At 45.5% G+C, this 15,099-nt stretch carries 9 protein-coding genes and 1 pseudogene; 6 read left to right on the forward strand and 4 right to left on the reverse strand.

The genetic code is table 11. The annotated features are described in order from the left end of the window. Window positions 1–16: 16 nt before the first annotated feature. From U5K35_RS17555 to U5K35_RS17565, 3 genes are all read right to left on the reverse strand, one after another. Window positions 17–2,101 carry a S9 family peptidase gene (locus tag U5K35_RS17555; protein WP_322572825.1) on the reverse strand — a complete coding sequence of 695 codons (2,085 nt, stop codon included), beginning with the start codon at window positions 2,099–2,101 and terminating at the stop codon, window positions 17–19. A gap of 117 nt (window positions 2,102–2,218) precedes the next feature. Beyond that, window positions 2,219–3,952 (reverse strand): Na/Pi cotransporter family protein, encoded by a 1,734-nt coding sequence (locus U5K35_RS17560; protein ID WP_322572826.1) that lies wholly within the window; start codon window positions 3,950–3,952, stop codon window positions 2,219–2,221. 112 nt (window positions 3,953–4,064) lie between these two features. Further along, complete coding sequence (locus U5K35_RS17565; RefSeq protein WP_322572827.1) at window positions 4,065–5,588, reverse strand: bifunctional GNAT family N-acetyltransferase/carbon-nitrogen hydrolase family protein; 1,524 nt, start codon at window positions 5,586–5,588, stop codon at window positions 4,065–4,067. 58 nt (window positions 5,589–5,646) lie between these two features. Between U5K35_RS17565 and U5K35_RS17570 the strand changes: the two genes are divergently transcribed. Then, complete coding sequence (locus U5K35_RS17570; RefSeq protein ID WP_322572828.1) at window positions 5,647–5,982, forward strand: hypothetical protein; 336 nt, start codon at window positions 5,647–5,649, stop codon at window positions 5,980–5,982. A gap of 824 nt (window positions 5,983–6,806) precedes the next feature. On the opposite strand, the gene U5K35_RS17575 is transcribed toward U5K35_RS17570, so the two are convergent. Further along, on the reverse strand, window positions 6,807–8,777 hold the full coding sequence (locus U5K35_RS17575; RefSeq protein ID WP_322572829.1) for a fructose-1,6-bisphosphatase: 1,971 nt from the start codon (window positions 8,775–8,777) through the stop codon (window positions 6,807–6,809). Window positions 8,778–9,045: 268 nt separating this feature from the next. Between U5K35_RS17575 and U5K35_RS17580 the strand changes: the two genes are divergently transcribed. The 5 genes and pseudogenes from U5K35_RS17580 (at window position 9,046) to U5K35_RS17605 (ending at window position 14,800) form a co-directional block, all read left to right on the forward strand. Further along, a complete protein-coding gene (locus U5K35_RS17580; RefSeq protein WP_322570518.1) occupies window positions 9,046–9,684 on the forward strand; it encodes a hypothetical protein in 639 nt (212 codons plus the stop codon). Between the two features lie 2 nt (window positions 9,685–9,686). After that, a complete protein-coding gene (locus tag U5K35_RS17585; RefSeq protein ID WP_322570517.1) occupies window positions 9,687–9,908 on the forward strand; it encodes a hypothetical protein in 222 nt (73 codons plus the stop codon). A 69-nt stretch (window positions 9,909–9,977) separates the two neighbouring features. Further along, a complete protein-coding gene (locus U5K35_RS17590; RefSeq protein ID WP_322572830.1) occupies window positions 9,978–10,874 on the forward strand; it encodes a pitrilysin family protein in 897 nt (298 codons plus the stop codon). Continuing rightward, on the forward strand, window positions 10,832–12,799 hold the full coding sequence (locus tag U5K35_RS17595) for a M16 family metallopeptidase (RefSeq protein WP_322572831.1): 1,968 nt from the start codon (window positions 10,832–10,834) through the stop codon (window positions 12,797–12,799). The genes U5K35_RS17590 and U5K35_RS17595 overlap by 43 nt, the downstream gene beginning before the upstream one ends. 275 nt (window positions 12,800–13,074) lie before the next feature. Beyond that, window positions 13,075–14,800: pseudogene (locus U5K35_RS17605) on the forward strand (carbon starvation protein A). Window positions 14,801–15,099 lie beyond the last annotated feature (299 nt).

A 15,099-nucleotide genomic window follows, 5' to 3' on the forward strand; every position in this document is an offset into this window, starting at 1 on the left:
CCGTTTTTCAGTTAATCTATTCCTGATTTAACCAGTGGTCAAACCAGCTACGCTTTCTTTCAAGTCGATCGACCAGAAGCCAAGGCTCGCCGGTTCGCGATAATCCGTGAGAAGAGCGAGGATATCGGACAAACTCCACGGGTACCTGCATCTTCTTTAAAGCGATATACCACTGTTCCCCGTCTGTTATCGGTGTTCTCCAGTCTTCTTCACTGTGTATAATCAAGGTCGGGGCTTCTACATCTTCCACATATTTCAGCGGAGACAGATCCCAGTAGAGTTCCTGTTGCTCCCATGGGTAGCCGCCAAATTCAAAGTCTGTAAGTCCCTGTGCATCGGAAGACCCGTACCAGCTGAACCAGTTTGATATAGACCGGCTGGTTACTGCAGCTTTAAACCTGTCGGGAAATCGGGCGGTAAGCCAGTTGGTCATATATCCGCCGTAACTTCCACCCCCAACGCCTATACGATTCTCATCGATATCAGGATATTTTTCAAGAACGGCCTCGATACCTGTCATGAAGTCCTCTTCATCCAGAAAGCCCCACTGTTCTTTGGTGGCATACATGAAGTCGTGGCCGTAAGAGGAGGAGCCTCTCGGATTTGGGTAGAAGACAAACATTCCTGAAGCTGACAGCGTATGAAACGCCTGAAACCAGGTGTTGCCGTAATAGGAGTGCGGTCCGCCATGAATTTTCATCACCAGCGGGTAGGATTCACCCTCTTCATAGCCAACCGGCTTGATAACCCATCCCTGAATTTCGGTACCGTCATCCACGGTCCACAAAATCTCTTCCGCAGGATTAACGGTTCGGTCTGCCATCCACTCTTCGTTGAAGCGGGTGAGCTGAGCTTCCCGGCTTCCATCGGCTCGGGAAACAAAAACCTCGGCCGGTGTAACGGCATCCGTTGAGGTATATGCCATAAAACGACCATTATCTGTTGTTGAGAAACTACCTAACCTGCGTTCACCCTCTGTAACCTGCCTGACCTCGCCACCGGTTCGGTTGACTTCAAACAGATGTGAGTTTCCACGGATTTGCGAACCGAATCGTAGGGCGTTTCCATTTGCTGTCCACTCGGGTGTACCCGGCGAGAGATCCCAGTTTGCAGTCAGGTTTGTAACCGATCCGGTGGGTTCTCCGTTACGATTTAAGGTGGTGATCATGATATCGGTTTGAGCTCCACGTTCATCAGACTGAAGGAATGCCATAAACCGGCCGTTGGGTGAAACTGCCGGTGAACGTTGAGTACCGTCCATTTCAAAAACCTGAGAGACCTCTTTCGAGTTAAGGTCTATCATGTAGATGTTGCGGGTGTAGTCTTCATTATACTCATCATCCTCGAGCGGATCTCCGGAAAAATAGATTCTGTTTCCATCAGGTGACCACTCCACATCACCAGCATTAAATTCCAGTTCAGTAATCTGTTCGGATTCACCGCCATCTGCTGATATGATATGAAGCTGCTGTTTTTCATTAATTGAAGGATGAGGAAGCCATGCAGTTGTTCCGTCTCGCTTGTAACGCATTTGAGTGATAACGCGTCCGTCAAAGCGCTCGGCATCCAGGGTATTGGTGATGGCATCCGGTGCAATCCAGCCTGCGCGGTCTTCTTGTTCCTCTTCAGATTCCGGTGTACTCGTAAATGCAATTTGTGATCCGTCAGGCGACCAAATGGGTGAGCTGTCCAGCCCTTCAATGGTAAAGGCCTCACCGCCCGGAGCCGTCACTCGAATAAAGCGAACAGAGTTATCGTCTTCTCCCCGGCTCGATTGAATTCCCAAAAGTTTTCCATCGGGCGACCACTGCGGATTTGATGATTCAACGGTGGGATCCGTAAAGCGGAAAGGTTCGCCATCAGGCTGGCCATTATTCAATTTTTGCATCCACACCTCGCGATGACGCTTGTTGTTTTCAACGTCGATGGTGGTACGAGTAAAGGCTACATAACTGCCATCAGGTGAGATTTCAGTTTGGCTTACAAAAACGGTTTTATAGTAGTCTTCCGGAAGAATTCCCTGCTGAGCAAAGAGAGGCGCTGCCACCCAGAAAACGAAAAGTAGGAGTATGGGTATCGGTTTTACGTATCGGTTCCTCATCGTCTGTGATTGGTTTCTTAAAGTTGAAGAACCGTAATGTAATTGAACGGAGGGTGGTTTTAAAATAAGAACGGCCCGGGATGGGCCGTTTTACAAAATTTTTATAAATAGACGTTATCACTGAGTGATCAAGTCGCTGTGAACTTTCATCTTTTTACCGGCCAATGCTTCATTTACGTTGAAGATGTGGTCACCGATTTTTTCAAGGCGAGTGAGATAATCCAGGTATGTAACACCTGCCGTAGAGGTGTAGACGCCATCTTCCAGGCGTTTGAAATGAGCATCTTTCATTTGATCTCGTTTTGAATTGATCTCCTGTTCAATTTCAATCGAAGGATTTAGATCAATATCCTCACCAAAGTGCTCCATATTGGTTCTCATAATCTTGATGGCATCGCGTACAGTATCCAGCAAACTTGCAATTTCATCCTTGGCTTCCTGAGGCAAGGCAATATTTTCATTTTCCATATGCTCAAACGTTTTAGACATCTGAAAGTAGATATCACCTACACGTTCCAGGTCGTTGATCATACTATGCATCAGGCGGATTTTACGCGTTGATTTTTCAGTCAGATTACTGCTTGAAATTTTTGTGAGATACTCGGCAACTTCCAGTTCAATGTTGTCTGTAATCTGTTCCCGCTTCTTGATCTTTTTAAGGAATTTTTCCTGTTTATTTTGCTTCTTGAAAAACAGGCCGTTAAAACTGATATGCATTTTCTCAATAAGACGGCCAAACAGTTCGATCTCCTTAAATGCCTGTGCAATGGATAGTTCGGAAGATGACATTAAACCTCCGGAAATATGTTTAAGACGGAATGTCTGATCGGAACCCTCTTCTTCTTTTTGAATACGTTCAACAAATTTTGTGATAGCCGGAACAAATCCAATAAGCAGTAAAACGTTCAGCACATTAAATGTGGTGTGGAAAAGCGAAATACCAAGCGTGGCTGCTGCACGTGCTTCCTGTGAGTCATCAAAGATAGAGCCAATTTCCGGCTGGAAATAGTGCATTACGTTGTCAATTCCCATTAAGAAGGGGTTAATTAACAGGAGCATCCATACGACCCCGACCACATTGAAAATGAAGTGGAACCTCGCTGCCCGTTTTGCATGAACGTTACCAACAATAGCTGCTATGTTTGCGGTAACCGTTGTTCCTATATTTTCTCCCAATACCATGGCAGCCGCAATCGGAAAAGTAACCCATCCCTGAAATAACATCACAAGAGTGATAGCTGTAGCGGCTGAAGAAGACTGGGTGAGAAGGGTTAAAAGCGTACCTACAAAAACAAAAATAACCATGGAGGCAAACCCAAATTCCGTAAATGAATCCAAAAAGGCGAACATCTCCGGGTTATCCTGAATATTGGGTACGGCATCTTTGATGAACTCCAGGCCAATAAAAAGAATACCGAAACCAATCATCGCTTCAGCAAGATTATTCAGTTTCTCTTTCCCTACAAATAGAAACGGGAAAAAGACACCGATCAAAGCCACAGCAATGGGTGTGATCTGCATCTTAAAGCCAAAAACAGCAACCATCCACGCGGTAACGGTGGTACCAATGTTGGCCCCCATAATCACACCGGTAGACTCGACAAACGTGATCAAACCGGCATTTACAAAACTCACCACCATCACTGTAGTGGTTGTGGAAGACTGTGTAATGGTTGTGGCCGTAAAACCGGTAAATATCCCCCGAATCCGGCTGGTTGTCATTCCCTTTAGAATAGAGCGCAGACGTGATCCTGCAACTTTTTGAAGGCCATCACTGAACACTTTCATTCCATAAATGAAAATTCCCAGTGACCCTACCAGCTGCAGGAAATCAAATAAGGTGTAGTTCATTCTGTAAGTTTTGCCCTTAAGGCTTTATGTAATAACTAATAACGGCTTTTTTATTGAGTGTAAGTTCTCAACATTATGTGATTATTACAAATCATACAGATTAGAGAATGAGTTATTTTTCGATTGAAATCACGTCATACAGATCCGTTCGGCGATCTTTCATTGTCCGCACGCTTCCCTGTTCGTGGAGCTCCTTCAGTAGGTCCAGATCCACATCCACAATCAGAATCATCTCCGTGTTGGGTGTGGCTTCCGCTTTAATACCGTTTGTGGGAAAGGAGAAATCGCAGGGCGTAAACACGACGGATTGCGCAAAGGAGATATCCATGTTGTGAACCTTGGGCAGATTGCCCACACTTCCGGCAATGGCCACGTAGCACTCATTTTCAATGGCGCGAGCGATGGCGCAGTTACGAACGCGGGAGTATCCGTTCTGGGTGTCGGTCAGAAAAGGAACAAAGAGAATATCCATCTCTTGTTTTGCAAGCAGACGGCTGAGCTCAGGGAACTCTACATCATAGCAGATTAAAATCCCGATTTTCCCGGCATCGGTATCAAATGTTTTGATCTGAGTTCCGCCGGTCATTCCCCAAACTTTCACCTCATCAGGTGTAGGATGGATTTTCTCATACCTCTCAATTTCCCCATTTCGCTTGCAGAGATAGCCAATGTTTTTGAGAACGTCATCCTTAAACTCAGGCATGCTCCCCGTAATGATGTTGGTGTTGTAGGAGATGGCGTATTCAGCAAATGTATCTCTTAATTTCTCCGTGTATCCCGCCAATTTACGAATGGCATCAGGCTCGGAGAGGTGGTTGTATTCAGCCATTAAGGGTGCGTTTACATACTCAGGAAAGAGCAGGAAATCAGCCCGGTAACCGGATACAGCATCCACAAAATATTCGATCTGCTCGGTCAGATCGTCCCACCCTGCATATGGACGCATTCCCCATTGAACAAGACCGAGCCGCACTACGCTTTTCTGCGGTTTATACTTTTTCTGCGGCTTTTGGTAGTAGATGTTGGACCACTCCAGAAGGGCAGCATACGACTCTGAAGCATCATCTTCGGGCAGGTAGTTTTTAACCACACGTTTAACGTGAAAATCATTGGAGAGCTGAAAGTTTAGTACCGGATCGTGAATCTCTTTATTCTTGACCTTTTCGATATACTGCTTGGCACTCAGGTCGTCAAATTTATGGAAGTTGGGCAGTCTTCCGCCAAAAACAATGCTCTTCAGGTTCATCTCTTCGCACAGCTCTTTCCGGTAGTCATAAAGTCGCCGGCCAAGTCGCAAACCACGGTAATCAGGATGAACCAGCATATCCAGCCCGTACATTGTATCACCATCAGGCGAGTGAGTTTTGAAAGTGTCGTTAGCGGTAATATCCAGATATGTGTGTTTGTCATCAAAAAGCTGGTAATCGATGATAATGGCCAGGGCACAGGCTACCATCTCACCATCCACTTTAATGACCGTCTGTCCCTCGGGGAAGATTGTGGTTAGTTTATTGATTTGATCTTTGGTCCATGCCGGATCCTGTACTTTGGGATAGCATTTGATCATCAGCTCCTGAAGGGTTTTATATTCGGAAAATTTCAGATGCTGTAACTCAATTTTGTCGATGGATTTCATAGCGGATGATGACTAATGATGAATGGATGTGACACAGACAAATGTAAGAAACAGGCGGATGAATATTGAATATTACAGAGAGGTATTTTTTAATCCGGGACGGGGTGGAGAGTCGCCCCCGGTGACGGAGGCTATGATTTTCGCTTGTGCTCAAATACCCGCGCTCATCCCGATGTTTTTTATTCAGGAGGGGCCTACTATCTGTCGTTCAGCAAAAGCTGAACTACCTAACTCCCAAACGATAAAGCAGCAGGAAGACTCAAGAGTGGAAATCTTCACTAATTTTCTACAAGTGGAATATAATTGGTATGGAGATCTGAAAGAGCGCCAGATCATAACCCGGGGTAACAGGCAATACAAAATCACCGCCGAACAGAGGGGCTGCTTGAAATAATGGGCAGATATGAGGCGGTGCAACTGGTGATTGGTTTGGGACATCAATTCACTTGAATGAATTGTGTTGAAATAATCGACATCATATGTCATGGAGTTATCATTTTTTGATTTTGAGGTTTATACCAATTCTTAATTGAACACACCCCTCAATCCCCTCTCGAGAGGGGAGGTGTTCTTTTCAGCGCAAAAAAATTGATGTATGATTTGATATAATCGGTTCTCAGCTCTGAAAGAGCGGCCGATCCTAGCCCTGGGTGCAGCGCAGCGAAACCCGGGGTAACAGTCAATCAAAAATCACCGCCGAAAAGAGGGCGTTGTTTGAAATAAAGGGCAGATATGAGACGGTACAACTCAGGACTGGTTTGGGATATCATTTCACTTGAATGAATTGTGTTGAAATAATCGACATCATATGTCATGGAGTTATCATTTTTTGATTTTGAGGTTTATACCAATTCTTAATTGAACACACCCCTCAATCCCCTCTCGAGAGGGGAGGTGTTCTTTTTCAGCGCAAAAAAATTGATGTATGATTTGATATTACCGGTTCTCAGCTCTGAAAGAGCGGCCGATCCTAGCCCCGGGTGAAGCGCAGCGAAACCCGGGGTAACAGTCAATATAAAAATCACCGCCGAACAGAGGGCATTGTTTGAAATGAAGGATAGAAATGAGGCGGTGCAACTCGTGATTGGTTTGGAATATAAAACCGGTTTAAGTGAATAAGCCAGGTGAAGAGAAATGAACCTCATCCCAACCTTCAAATTAAATCTAAAAAATCCTGAAAAGCTGAAATCCACAGAATGTATTTTACACAATCACAATCTAAAGTTTATACGACTCCTTGATTGCTCCTGAGCGATACGCTTTCAGAAGATTTTTCAGATCTTTTATCTTTTCTCCGATCTCCTCTCCTTTATCCGTATCCCTTACCCTAATTCTTTTTCTGTTATGCTCCAGGATCTCAGTGTTGGAATGAATATCCTGAGCTTTTTCGATAGCAATCTGGGTCGAATCAAATGATTCGTGAGCGGCAAGAAGAAGCCCGTAGGAGTTAAATATAAGCGTGTATCCGGCAATTCCGGTCTTTTCCTGATATGCCTTGGCAAAGCCACCGTCTATCACCAGCAGTTTACCGCCTGCTTTAACGGGACTTTCCCCTTTTTTCACTTTAACCGGAACATGGCCATTGATGATGTGACCGGCTGCGGGATCAAGCCCGAATTCAGTTAAAATCTTTTTGGCCACCTCTTCATCCGTCCGGAAATCATAGTAGGGATTCATCTCTTCAGTGTGAGTTTCGGAATCGCTAATGAAATAGCGCTCAAACGTAGCCATCTTGGATTTGCCAAAAAGCGGTGACTGTTCCCCGCTCCATAAATACCACATCGTATCCTGCCCATACTGTTTCTTGTCGGGATTATCGGTTGTAAAGTAACCCTGGCGAGCCAGACGCTCGAGCCTGTCCATAAACTCTTTAGGTCTGTGGGAGACATCATCAAATGTGAAGTGGCGGAGCTTTCCGCTTTTGGTCATGGGAATACAGCCGTGGTAGAGCAGGTTGCCGTTGTATTTCAGGTACATGCTTCCCTTCGAAAAGAGAAATCGGACATGCTCCTGTAACCGCTCGCTGTTTGCAAAAGAGAGACAGAGTTTTTCCATAACCATCTCTTCCTGTTCGGTGAGGGTGTAGGGGTCTGCCGGATTAATTGTTGGGAAATATTGATCCAGCAATGGGTATGTGTTCTCGCCGATCTGAACTGTACCAGCTTCAAAATCTATTTTATCCAGTAACAAGCGGTCTTCCATTCCAAAATGTGACCGCCTTTTAACAATCTGTCCCTCCAGTTTCAGCTGGATGACAGTGATGGCCTTATGCATTCTTGCCATCAGCAGCTTCTCGTTTTCAGTAAATTCGTCTGTACTACCTTTGGTTCTGAACTGCTTACATGAGTCATTGCCATACACATCCATTGCAAGTGATACAAGCGGCAGCATACTAATTGCGTAGCCGTTTTCGAGCGTCTCCATATTTGAGTAGCGAAGGGATACACGAATCACATTTGTAATACAGGCTTTGCTGCCCGAGGCGGCGCCCATCCAAACGATATCGTGGTTTCCCCATTGAAAATCGACGGAGTGATAGTCGAGCAGAGTATCCATGATAATGTGTGCACCCGGCCCGCGATCGTATACATCACCGATCACATGCAGGCGCGCAATGGCAAGCCTCTGAACCAGTTCAGACAGGGCGATAATAAATGCGTCAGCGCGCCCGGTGTTTATAATGGAATCGATAATGCTGCTATAATACTCCTGGCGGTTTATAGCACTTTCCTGTTCGTGCAGAAGCTCTTCGATGATGTACGCAAAATCCTTTGGCAGGGCTTTCCGCACTTTGCTCCGGGTGTATTTTGATGAGGAGATCCGGCACAATTTGATCAGCCTGAAAAGCGTAATTCTGTACCATTCATCTTTGTTTTCCACATCTTTTAAAATGAGCGGGAGTTTTTTCTGTGGATAGTAGATCAGCGTAGCCAGGTTCTGTTTCTCCTGTTTCAGCAGTGTGTCCTGAAATATTTCTTCAATGTGTCTTTTTATTGAGCCCGAGCCATTGCGGAGTACATGCAAAAAAGACTCATATTCTCCGTGGATGTCCGATATAAAATGCTCTGTACCTTTTGGCAATTCCATAATGGCACTCAGGTTGATGATCTCGGTGGAAGCTGCCGGGATGGTTGGGTACTGTTTGGCAAGCAGGTTCAGGTAGCGCATTTCTTTTTCAGACAGCTCCATAGTGGTCAAAATTTATACATCTATATTAAATGTTAAACTATAACAAAGAAGTGAATTGTCTCAGATAATGCAATGGTAGCGTTTATCTTGAAACGGATTTATAAACAGGCGAACAGGCTGAACCGCCGCTGTGATAGAAAATCATGTCTGTATGAGGTATTGAAAATTGTCAGATTCATTTTGTAGAAAAAATATTCTGAGCTAAATATATTGTGTCATAACCTTGAATTTACTATGCTTATGTAAACTGAACAAAACCCGGATCATTATGAACTTTGATAAAGATAAATACAAAGTCTATACCTGGAAAAACTGGATGATACTGCACTATCTCTTAAATCCGGGTCTGGTCATTAATGAGCTTATTCTGGGTCAGCGGGTACCGAAAGTATCACTTGAGGATAAAACATCTGAAAAACCGTTTCTTGAACGAAGCTATGTGCCGTGTCCGCACTGCGAAACGCTTCACGACGGGAGAACCTGGTCGACACAAAATGGCACGGCATTTAAAAACTGGTTTGGCCTCTACTGTCCGAATTGCGGAGAAATTATCCCATGTCTCATGAATCTGACAACACTCCTTGTTTTGACAGTCACGTTTCCAATCTGGGGATGGTTCAAAAATAGTTTAAAACAGAGGTGGATTGAAAATCAACCGGCCAGATATAAAGATATCGATACGGATCAGATTGAAAATCCATTTGAAGGCCTTGGCTGGATCAAAGAAGGTTTGAGTTGGGGGGTTTTGACGAGTATTTTATTGCTCATCTTATTTCCGCTTATCGGAATCGATATACTCTCAAGGCAGGTTATTGTTACTTTCTTGGGTCTTATAGTTGTAGGCGGGCCGCTGTTTGGTTTTATCATGAAACTGTTTTTTGAAAAAACTGGAGCCAAGGCTGCTTAATTATGCCATTAGTCAGAAAAGAGGAAGAGAAAAAAGTTACAAGTTTTCAATACATCTTCAGCATCGGCCTGTTTTTGGTAACTTTAATGATGTGGTTGGTTTGGGATACAAGCACCATTACTGTGCTACTAACGGGAGTGGCGGCGCTTACTGTGATTATCAACAGTTACCAACAAAAAGAAGGGAAAGATCCGAAGAGTGGATTTAGGTTCAGACGAAACTAATTATTACAATTTCTTCGCGATAAATCGTGTACATTCCCAACTGACAATTCACCCAAATATACACGATACATGAAGTTATCCTATCCGATTTTTGCTACTCTTATTGGCGCCTTGCTCTTTTTGGTCGGCGCATGCAGCTCTTCTTCCGATACCGACTTTTCCGTTGAATATGAGAAATTTACACTTGATAACGGGCTGGAAGTTATTTTTCACAAGGACGATTCTGATCCGGTTACGGCCGTAGCTCTGACGTTTCATGTCGGGTCTGCTCGCGAACTTCCCGGGCGAACCGGTTTTGCACATCTCTTTGAGCACCTGCTTTTTCTTGAATCAGAAAACCTTGGGCGGGGCGGACTGGATCAGATGAGTGCCAGAATTGGAGGATCAGGTGCAAACGGTTCCACCAGCCGCGATCGGACGAACTACTTTCAAACCGTACCGAATGACGCCCTCGAGAAGATGATCTGGGCAGAAGCCGATAAGATGGGCTATTTCATCAATACAGTAAATGAAATGGTGCTTGAGAAAGAGAAACAGGTGGTGAAAAATGAAAAACGACAGGGTGTGGACAATGCGCCTTACGGTCATACCGGTTATGTGATCGATAAAAATCTCTACCCAGAAGGACATCCCTACAGCTGGCAGGTGATCGGTTCGCTCGAAGATCTTCAGGCCGCTACGCTGGATGATGTGGTCAATTTCTACAACACCTGGTATGTGCCGAATAACGCCACACTGGTTATAGCCGGTGATTTTGATTCTGATCAAGCCCGAGAGTGGGTTCAGAAATATTTTGATGAGATTCCACGCGGAGACGAGATCGAGCCGCTTGAAAAGCAGCCGGCAAAACTGGATGAAACCAAAAAGTTATATCATGTGGATAATTTTGCTCGACTGCCGGAACTTCGCCTCACCTGGCCGGGGTGGAGAACTATCACGATGACGCGTACGCACTGCAAATTTTGACGCAGCTGCTGGCAGACGGAAGAACAGCACCGCTTTATGAAGTATTGGTTGAAGAAAAAGAGCTCACTCCGGGAGCAAACATGTACAGCAGCAATTCGGAGCTGGCCGGAGAAATCACTCTTCAGGTAAGAGGTTATTCCGGTATTGACTTGAATGATGCACTGGCCGGTGTAGAGGAAGCTTTTGCACGATATGAAGAGAATGGATTTACAGAACAGGATCTGGAACGGGTAAAATCCGGCATTGAAACGAGATTCTACACCGGGCTTTCCAGCGTTTTAGGTAAAGCGTTTCAGCTGGCGCAGTACAATATTTTTGCCGGCGATCCGGGTTACATCAATCAGGACATTCAGAAAACACTGGATGTAACACTTGATGACGTGAACCGAGTGTATGAACAATACATCAAGGGTAAGGATTATGTGGCAACGAGCTTTGTGCCTCGCGGTGAGGCTGATCTGGCTTTGGCAGGATCTGTTGAGGCGGAAATTGAAACAGAGCAAATCGTACAGGGAGCGGAAGGTGAGGATTTTATCCTGCCGGAAGATACCGAATATGAACGAACACCCTCTTCGTTCGACCGGTCGGAAGAGCCACCTTACGGCTCCGAGCCTGAGATATCCGTACCGCAAGTATGGACTTCTGAATTGAGTAACGGACTGGATGTATATGGAATTGAAAATCGTGAACTGCCGCTGGTTCAGTTCAACATCAGAATTGATGGCGGACTTTTGGTTGAAAATTCTGATAAAGTGGGTGTTTCAAATCTGTTGGCTGATGTTATGACCCGGGGAACGGCAAACAAAACTCCGGCTGAGCTTGAGCAGGCTATTGACCTTCTCGGTGCGAGCATAAATGTTAGCTCAGGACGTCAGTATTTCACTATTTCAGGAAATACACTGGCCAGAAATTATGATGCAACGCTCGATCTGGTTGAGGAGATTCTGCTCGAGCCGCGATGGGATGAACGTGAGTTTGACCTGGCGAAACAGAGTGTGTTGAGCCGGATAGCTCAGCAGCAGTCTAATCCAAACAGCATTGCCACAAATGAGTTCAACAAGTTGCTCTATGGTGATGGGCATATTCTATCATTCAGCAGCTTGGGCACTGAAGAGAGTGTGGAATCCATTACGCTGGATGATTTGAAAGCTTATTACGAAGATTACATCAATCCATCCGTTGCTACGTATCACATCGCCGGTGCCATCAATCAGAGTAATGCGGTAGCGTCTCTGTCTGATTTGGAGTCGCGATGGGAATCCAGTCCTGTAAATATTCCTGAATTTGAGTTTCCTGAGCCTCCGGCGCAATCCCGGGTCTATTTCTACGATGTACCGAATGCGTCACAATCGGTGTTGAGAATCGGATATCTGGCGATGCCGGAAACGGATGACGACTACTATCCTGCAACGGTGATGAACTACATTCTTGGAGGCGGAGGATTTGCATCACGTCTCACGCAGGAGCTTCGTGAAGGAAAAGGGTATACCTACGGCATTCGGTCAGGATTTTCGGGCAGCAGTCTGCCGGGACCGTTTAGCGTAAGCAGCGGGGTGAGAAGCAATATTACCTTCGAAGCTGTAGAGTTGATTCGGGATATCATGGCAGACTACCCCGATACATTCACAGAACAGGACCTCGACAACACGCAGAGCTTTCTGTTGAAGAGCAATGCCCGCGCATTTGAAACGCTTGGAGCCAAACTGGGAATTCTTCAAACCATGAGTGCCAACGGATGGTCGGCGGATTACATTAATGCGCAGCAGGATGTTGTTCGTGAGATGAGCCGTGAAGAGATCAGCGAACTGGCCGGCGAGTATGCCAACCCCGACAGAATGTACTATGTGATTGTGGGTGATGCCCGGACACAACTGAAGCGTTTGAGCGGCCTCGGTTACGGTGAGCCCGTTTTATTAAATGATTGATTTGAAAGAATGTCGAACCGCAGAATACTGAATGTCAAATATCGAAGTGACCTTACTTCGAAATTCGATATTCAGAGTTCAACATTCTGCGGTTCAATAGCTCCAACTCAATGAATATTCTTCAGTGAAATCCGTGTTTCGCTTCGCGTCAAAAGATGTGCCGTGGCGATATTATTCAGTTGCAGATTTGCTTTAAAACTTTATTTTGGATGATGGATTGGGATGTAAGCCTATCCTGCTCTTAAATAGGCAGTAGAATCAAAACAAACTGAACCGTGCCGGCAAGCTTAGTCGCTGCTTTATCGCTCGTTCTCTTCTTTATCGGATACCGATACTACTCAAAGTATCTGGCTGAGAAAATCTATCAGCTCGATCCGGATTTTATGACTCCCGCTCATGAGTTCAAAGATGGCAGGGATTATGTTCCGGCCAACAAATTTGTACTGCTGGGCCATCATTTTACATCCATCGCCGGTGCTGCACCCATCGTAGGACCGGCAATTGCCGTCTACTGGGGCTGGGTTCCCGCAATGTTGTGGGTGGTTCTCGGAACCATCTTTGCAGCCGGTGTTCATGATTTTGGAACCATGGTCCTCTCGGTTCGCAACAAAGGTCAATCTGTAGGCACACTTGCCAGATAAACTGGTTGGGCGCCGGGGACGCCTTCTTTTTCTATTCATTATCCTGATTCTCGTACTGATGGTAAATGCCGTATTTGCCTGGGTAATTTCAAACCTGTTCATCAGTTTTCCGGCCACGGTGCTCTCCATATTTATTCAGATTCCGCTGGCTATCTGGATCGGATTTCGTGTATATAAAGCCAGCGGAAGTATGCTCATTCCCTCCATTGTTGTTCTCTTTGTGATGTATTTTACCGCCATCATCGCCAGCTATGTGCCGGTCTTGCAGATCGACCTGGTTCAATATTTCGGCGGTGAGGAGGCAACGCTTCTGTTTGGACTGAGCGGAGTTGAGATGGCGTTTCTGACATGGATCATCGTGCTAATGGTTTACGTCTATTTTGCATCCACGCTTCCGGTCTGGATGCTTCTTCAGCCGCGTGATCTGATCAACGCTTATCAGCTGATACTTGGGCTGGCCATCCTTTACCTTGGGCTTTTTGTGATCAGTCCGGAAATTACGGCTCCGCCAACCAATACCGATACAAGCGATGTGAGCTGGTTTCCGCTTCTGTTTATCACCATTGCCTGCGGGGCGATCTCCGGATTTCACGGACTGGTTTCCTCGGGTACCACGGCCAAGCAGCTCGATAAAGAGACTGATGCCAGGTTTGTCGGGTACCTCGGTGCAATTGGCGAAGGTTCACTCGCCCTGATTACCATTGTAGCTATTGTCACCTATTTCAACACAACCGGAGAGTTTCTGGAAAACTACCACTCCTTTGAAGCGGCCGGCTCAAGCGGTTTGAATATCTTTGTTGAAGGCGCTGCCCGCCTGGCTACCGGACTGATGATTCCGTTGGAGGTAGCTCAAACGATTATTGCAGTAATCGTGATCAGTTTTGCTGCAACGACCCTGGATACTTCCGTACGCCTGATGCGATATATTTTGAATGAACTGGGTGAGGAGTACAAGGTGAAGCCACTGACCAAACTTCACACCTCCACGATGATAGCTGTTGGCGCAAGTGCTGCGTTGGTGATACTGCCGGAGGGACCACGCGGCCTCGGCTCGGGCGGATATATCTCTCTGGCCGCTCTTTGGGACATCCAATCAGCTTTTGGCGGGAATTAGTTTGTTGCTGATTACAATCTGGCTGAAGCGACAGGGTCGGCCTATAATTTACACTCTCGTGCCCATGATATTTGTTCTGTTTATGACGCTGTGGGCTATGATTGAGCAGGTTATTTTTGATTGGTCCGGAGCCGGGAATCTGACTTCAATCTGCTTCTATTTTCGTTTGGAGCAGTAATACTAGGTTTTTCAATCTGGATTATGCTTGAAGCGTATGCTCTGTTTCGAAATAAGAGTAGTGAGTAGCAGGTATCAGGCAGAAAGTATAAAGTATTTCGCTTCATACTCGATTAATGAAATTAAAAGAGGTTGACAACCCTGAATAACAGCTGTTTCATTTCTCGCAGATTGACGCGGATAATTCCGCTGAGTCTCGCAGATACTCTGCGCAAATCTGCGTATAAATTTGCGATACTCAGCGAGAAAGAAAATATCAAACTGGTTATAATCTTCTTTTATTTCCATTAATCATTTTGGGCAGTATTGATTCAATGCTTATTACTCCAAAACCTATAGCAATAAATCCATTTCTTATCCGTACCTTA

This window comes from Rhodohalobacter sp., assembly GCF_034521535.1.
Lineage (GTDB): Bacteria > Bacteroidota > Rhodothermia > Balneolales > Balneolaceae > Rhodohalobacter.

What these genes read in the sequence shown, in the direction of transcription:
- U5K35_RS17590 (WP_322572830.1), top strand. Translation starts at nt 9,978, where the DNA reads ATGAAGTTATCCTATCCGATTTTTGCTACTCTTATTGGCGCCTTGCTC.
- U5K35_RS17560 (WP_322572826.1), bottom strand. Translation starts at nt 3,952, where the DNA reads ATGAACTACACCTTATTTGATTTCCTGCAGCTGGTAGGGTCACTGGGA.
- U5K35_RS17565 (WP_322572827.1), bottom strand. Translation starts at nt 5,588, where the DNA reads ATGAAATCCATCGACAAAATTGAGTTACAGCATCTGAAATTTTCCGAA.
- U5K35_RS17570 (WP_322572828.1), top strand. Translation starts at nt 5,647, where the DNA reads ATGAATATTGAATATTACAGAGAGGTATTTTTTAATCCGGGACGGGGT.
- U5K35_RS17580 (WP_322570518.1), top strand. Translation starts at nt 9,046, where the DNA reads ATGAACTTTGATAAAGATAAATACAAAGTCTATACCTGGAAAAACTGG.
- U5K35_RS17575 (WP_322572829.1), bottom strand. Translation starts at nt 8,777, where the DNA reads ATGGAGCTGTCTGAAAAAGAAATGCGCTACCTGAACCTGCTTGCCAAA.
- U5K35_RS17585 (WP_322570517.1), top strand. Translation starts at nt 9,687, where the DNA reads ATGCCATTAGTCAGAAAAGAGGAAGAGAAAAAAGTTACAAGTTTTCAA.
- U5K35_RS17555 (WP_322572825.1), bottom strand. Translation starts at nt 2,101, where the DNA reads ATGAGGAACCGATACGTAAAACCGATACCCATACTCCTACTTTTCGTT.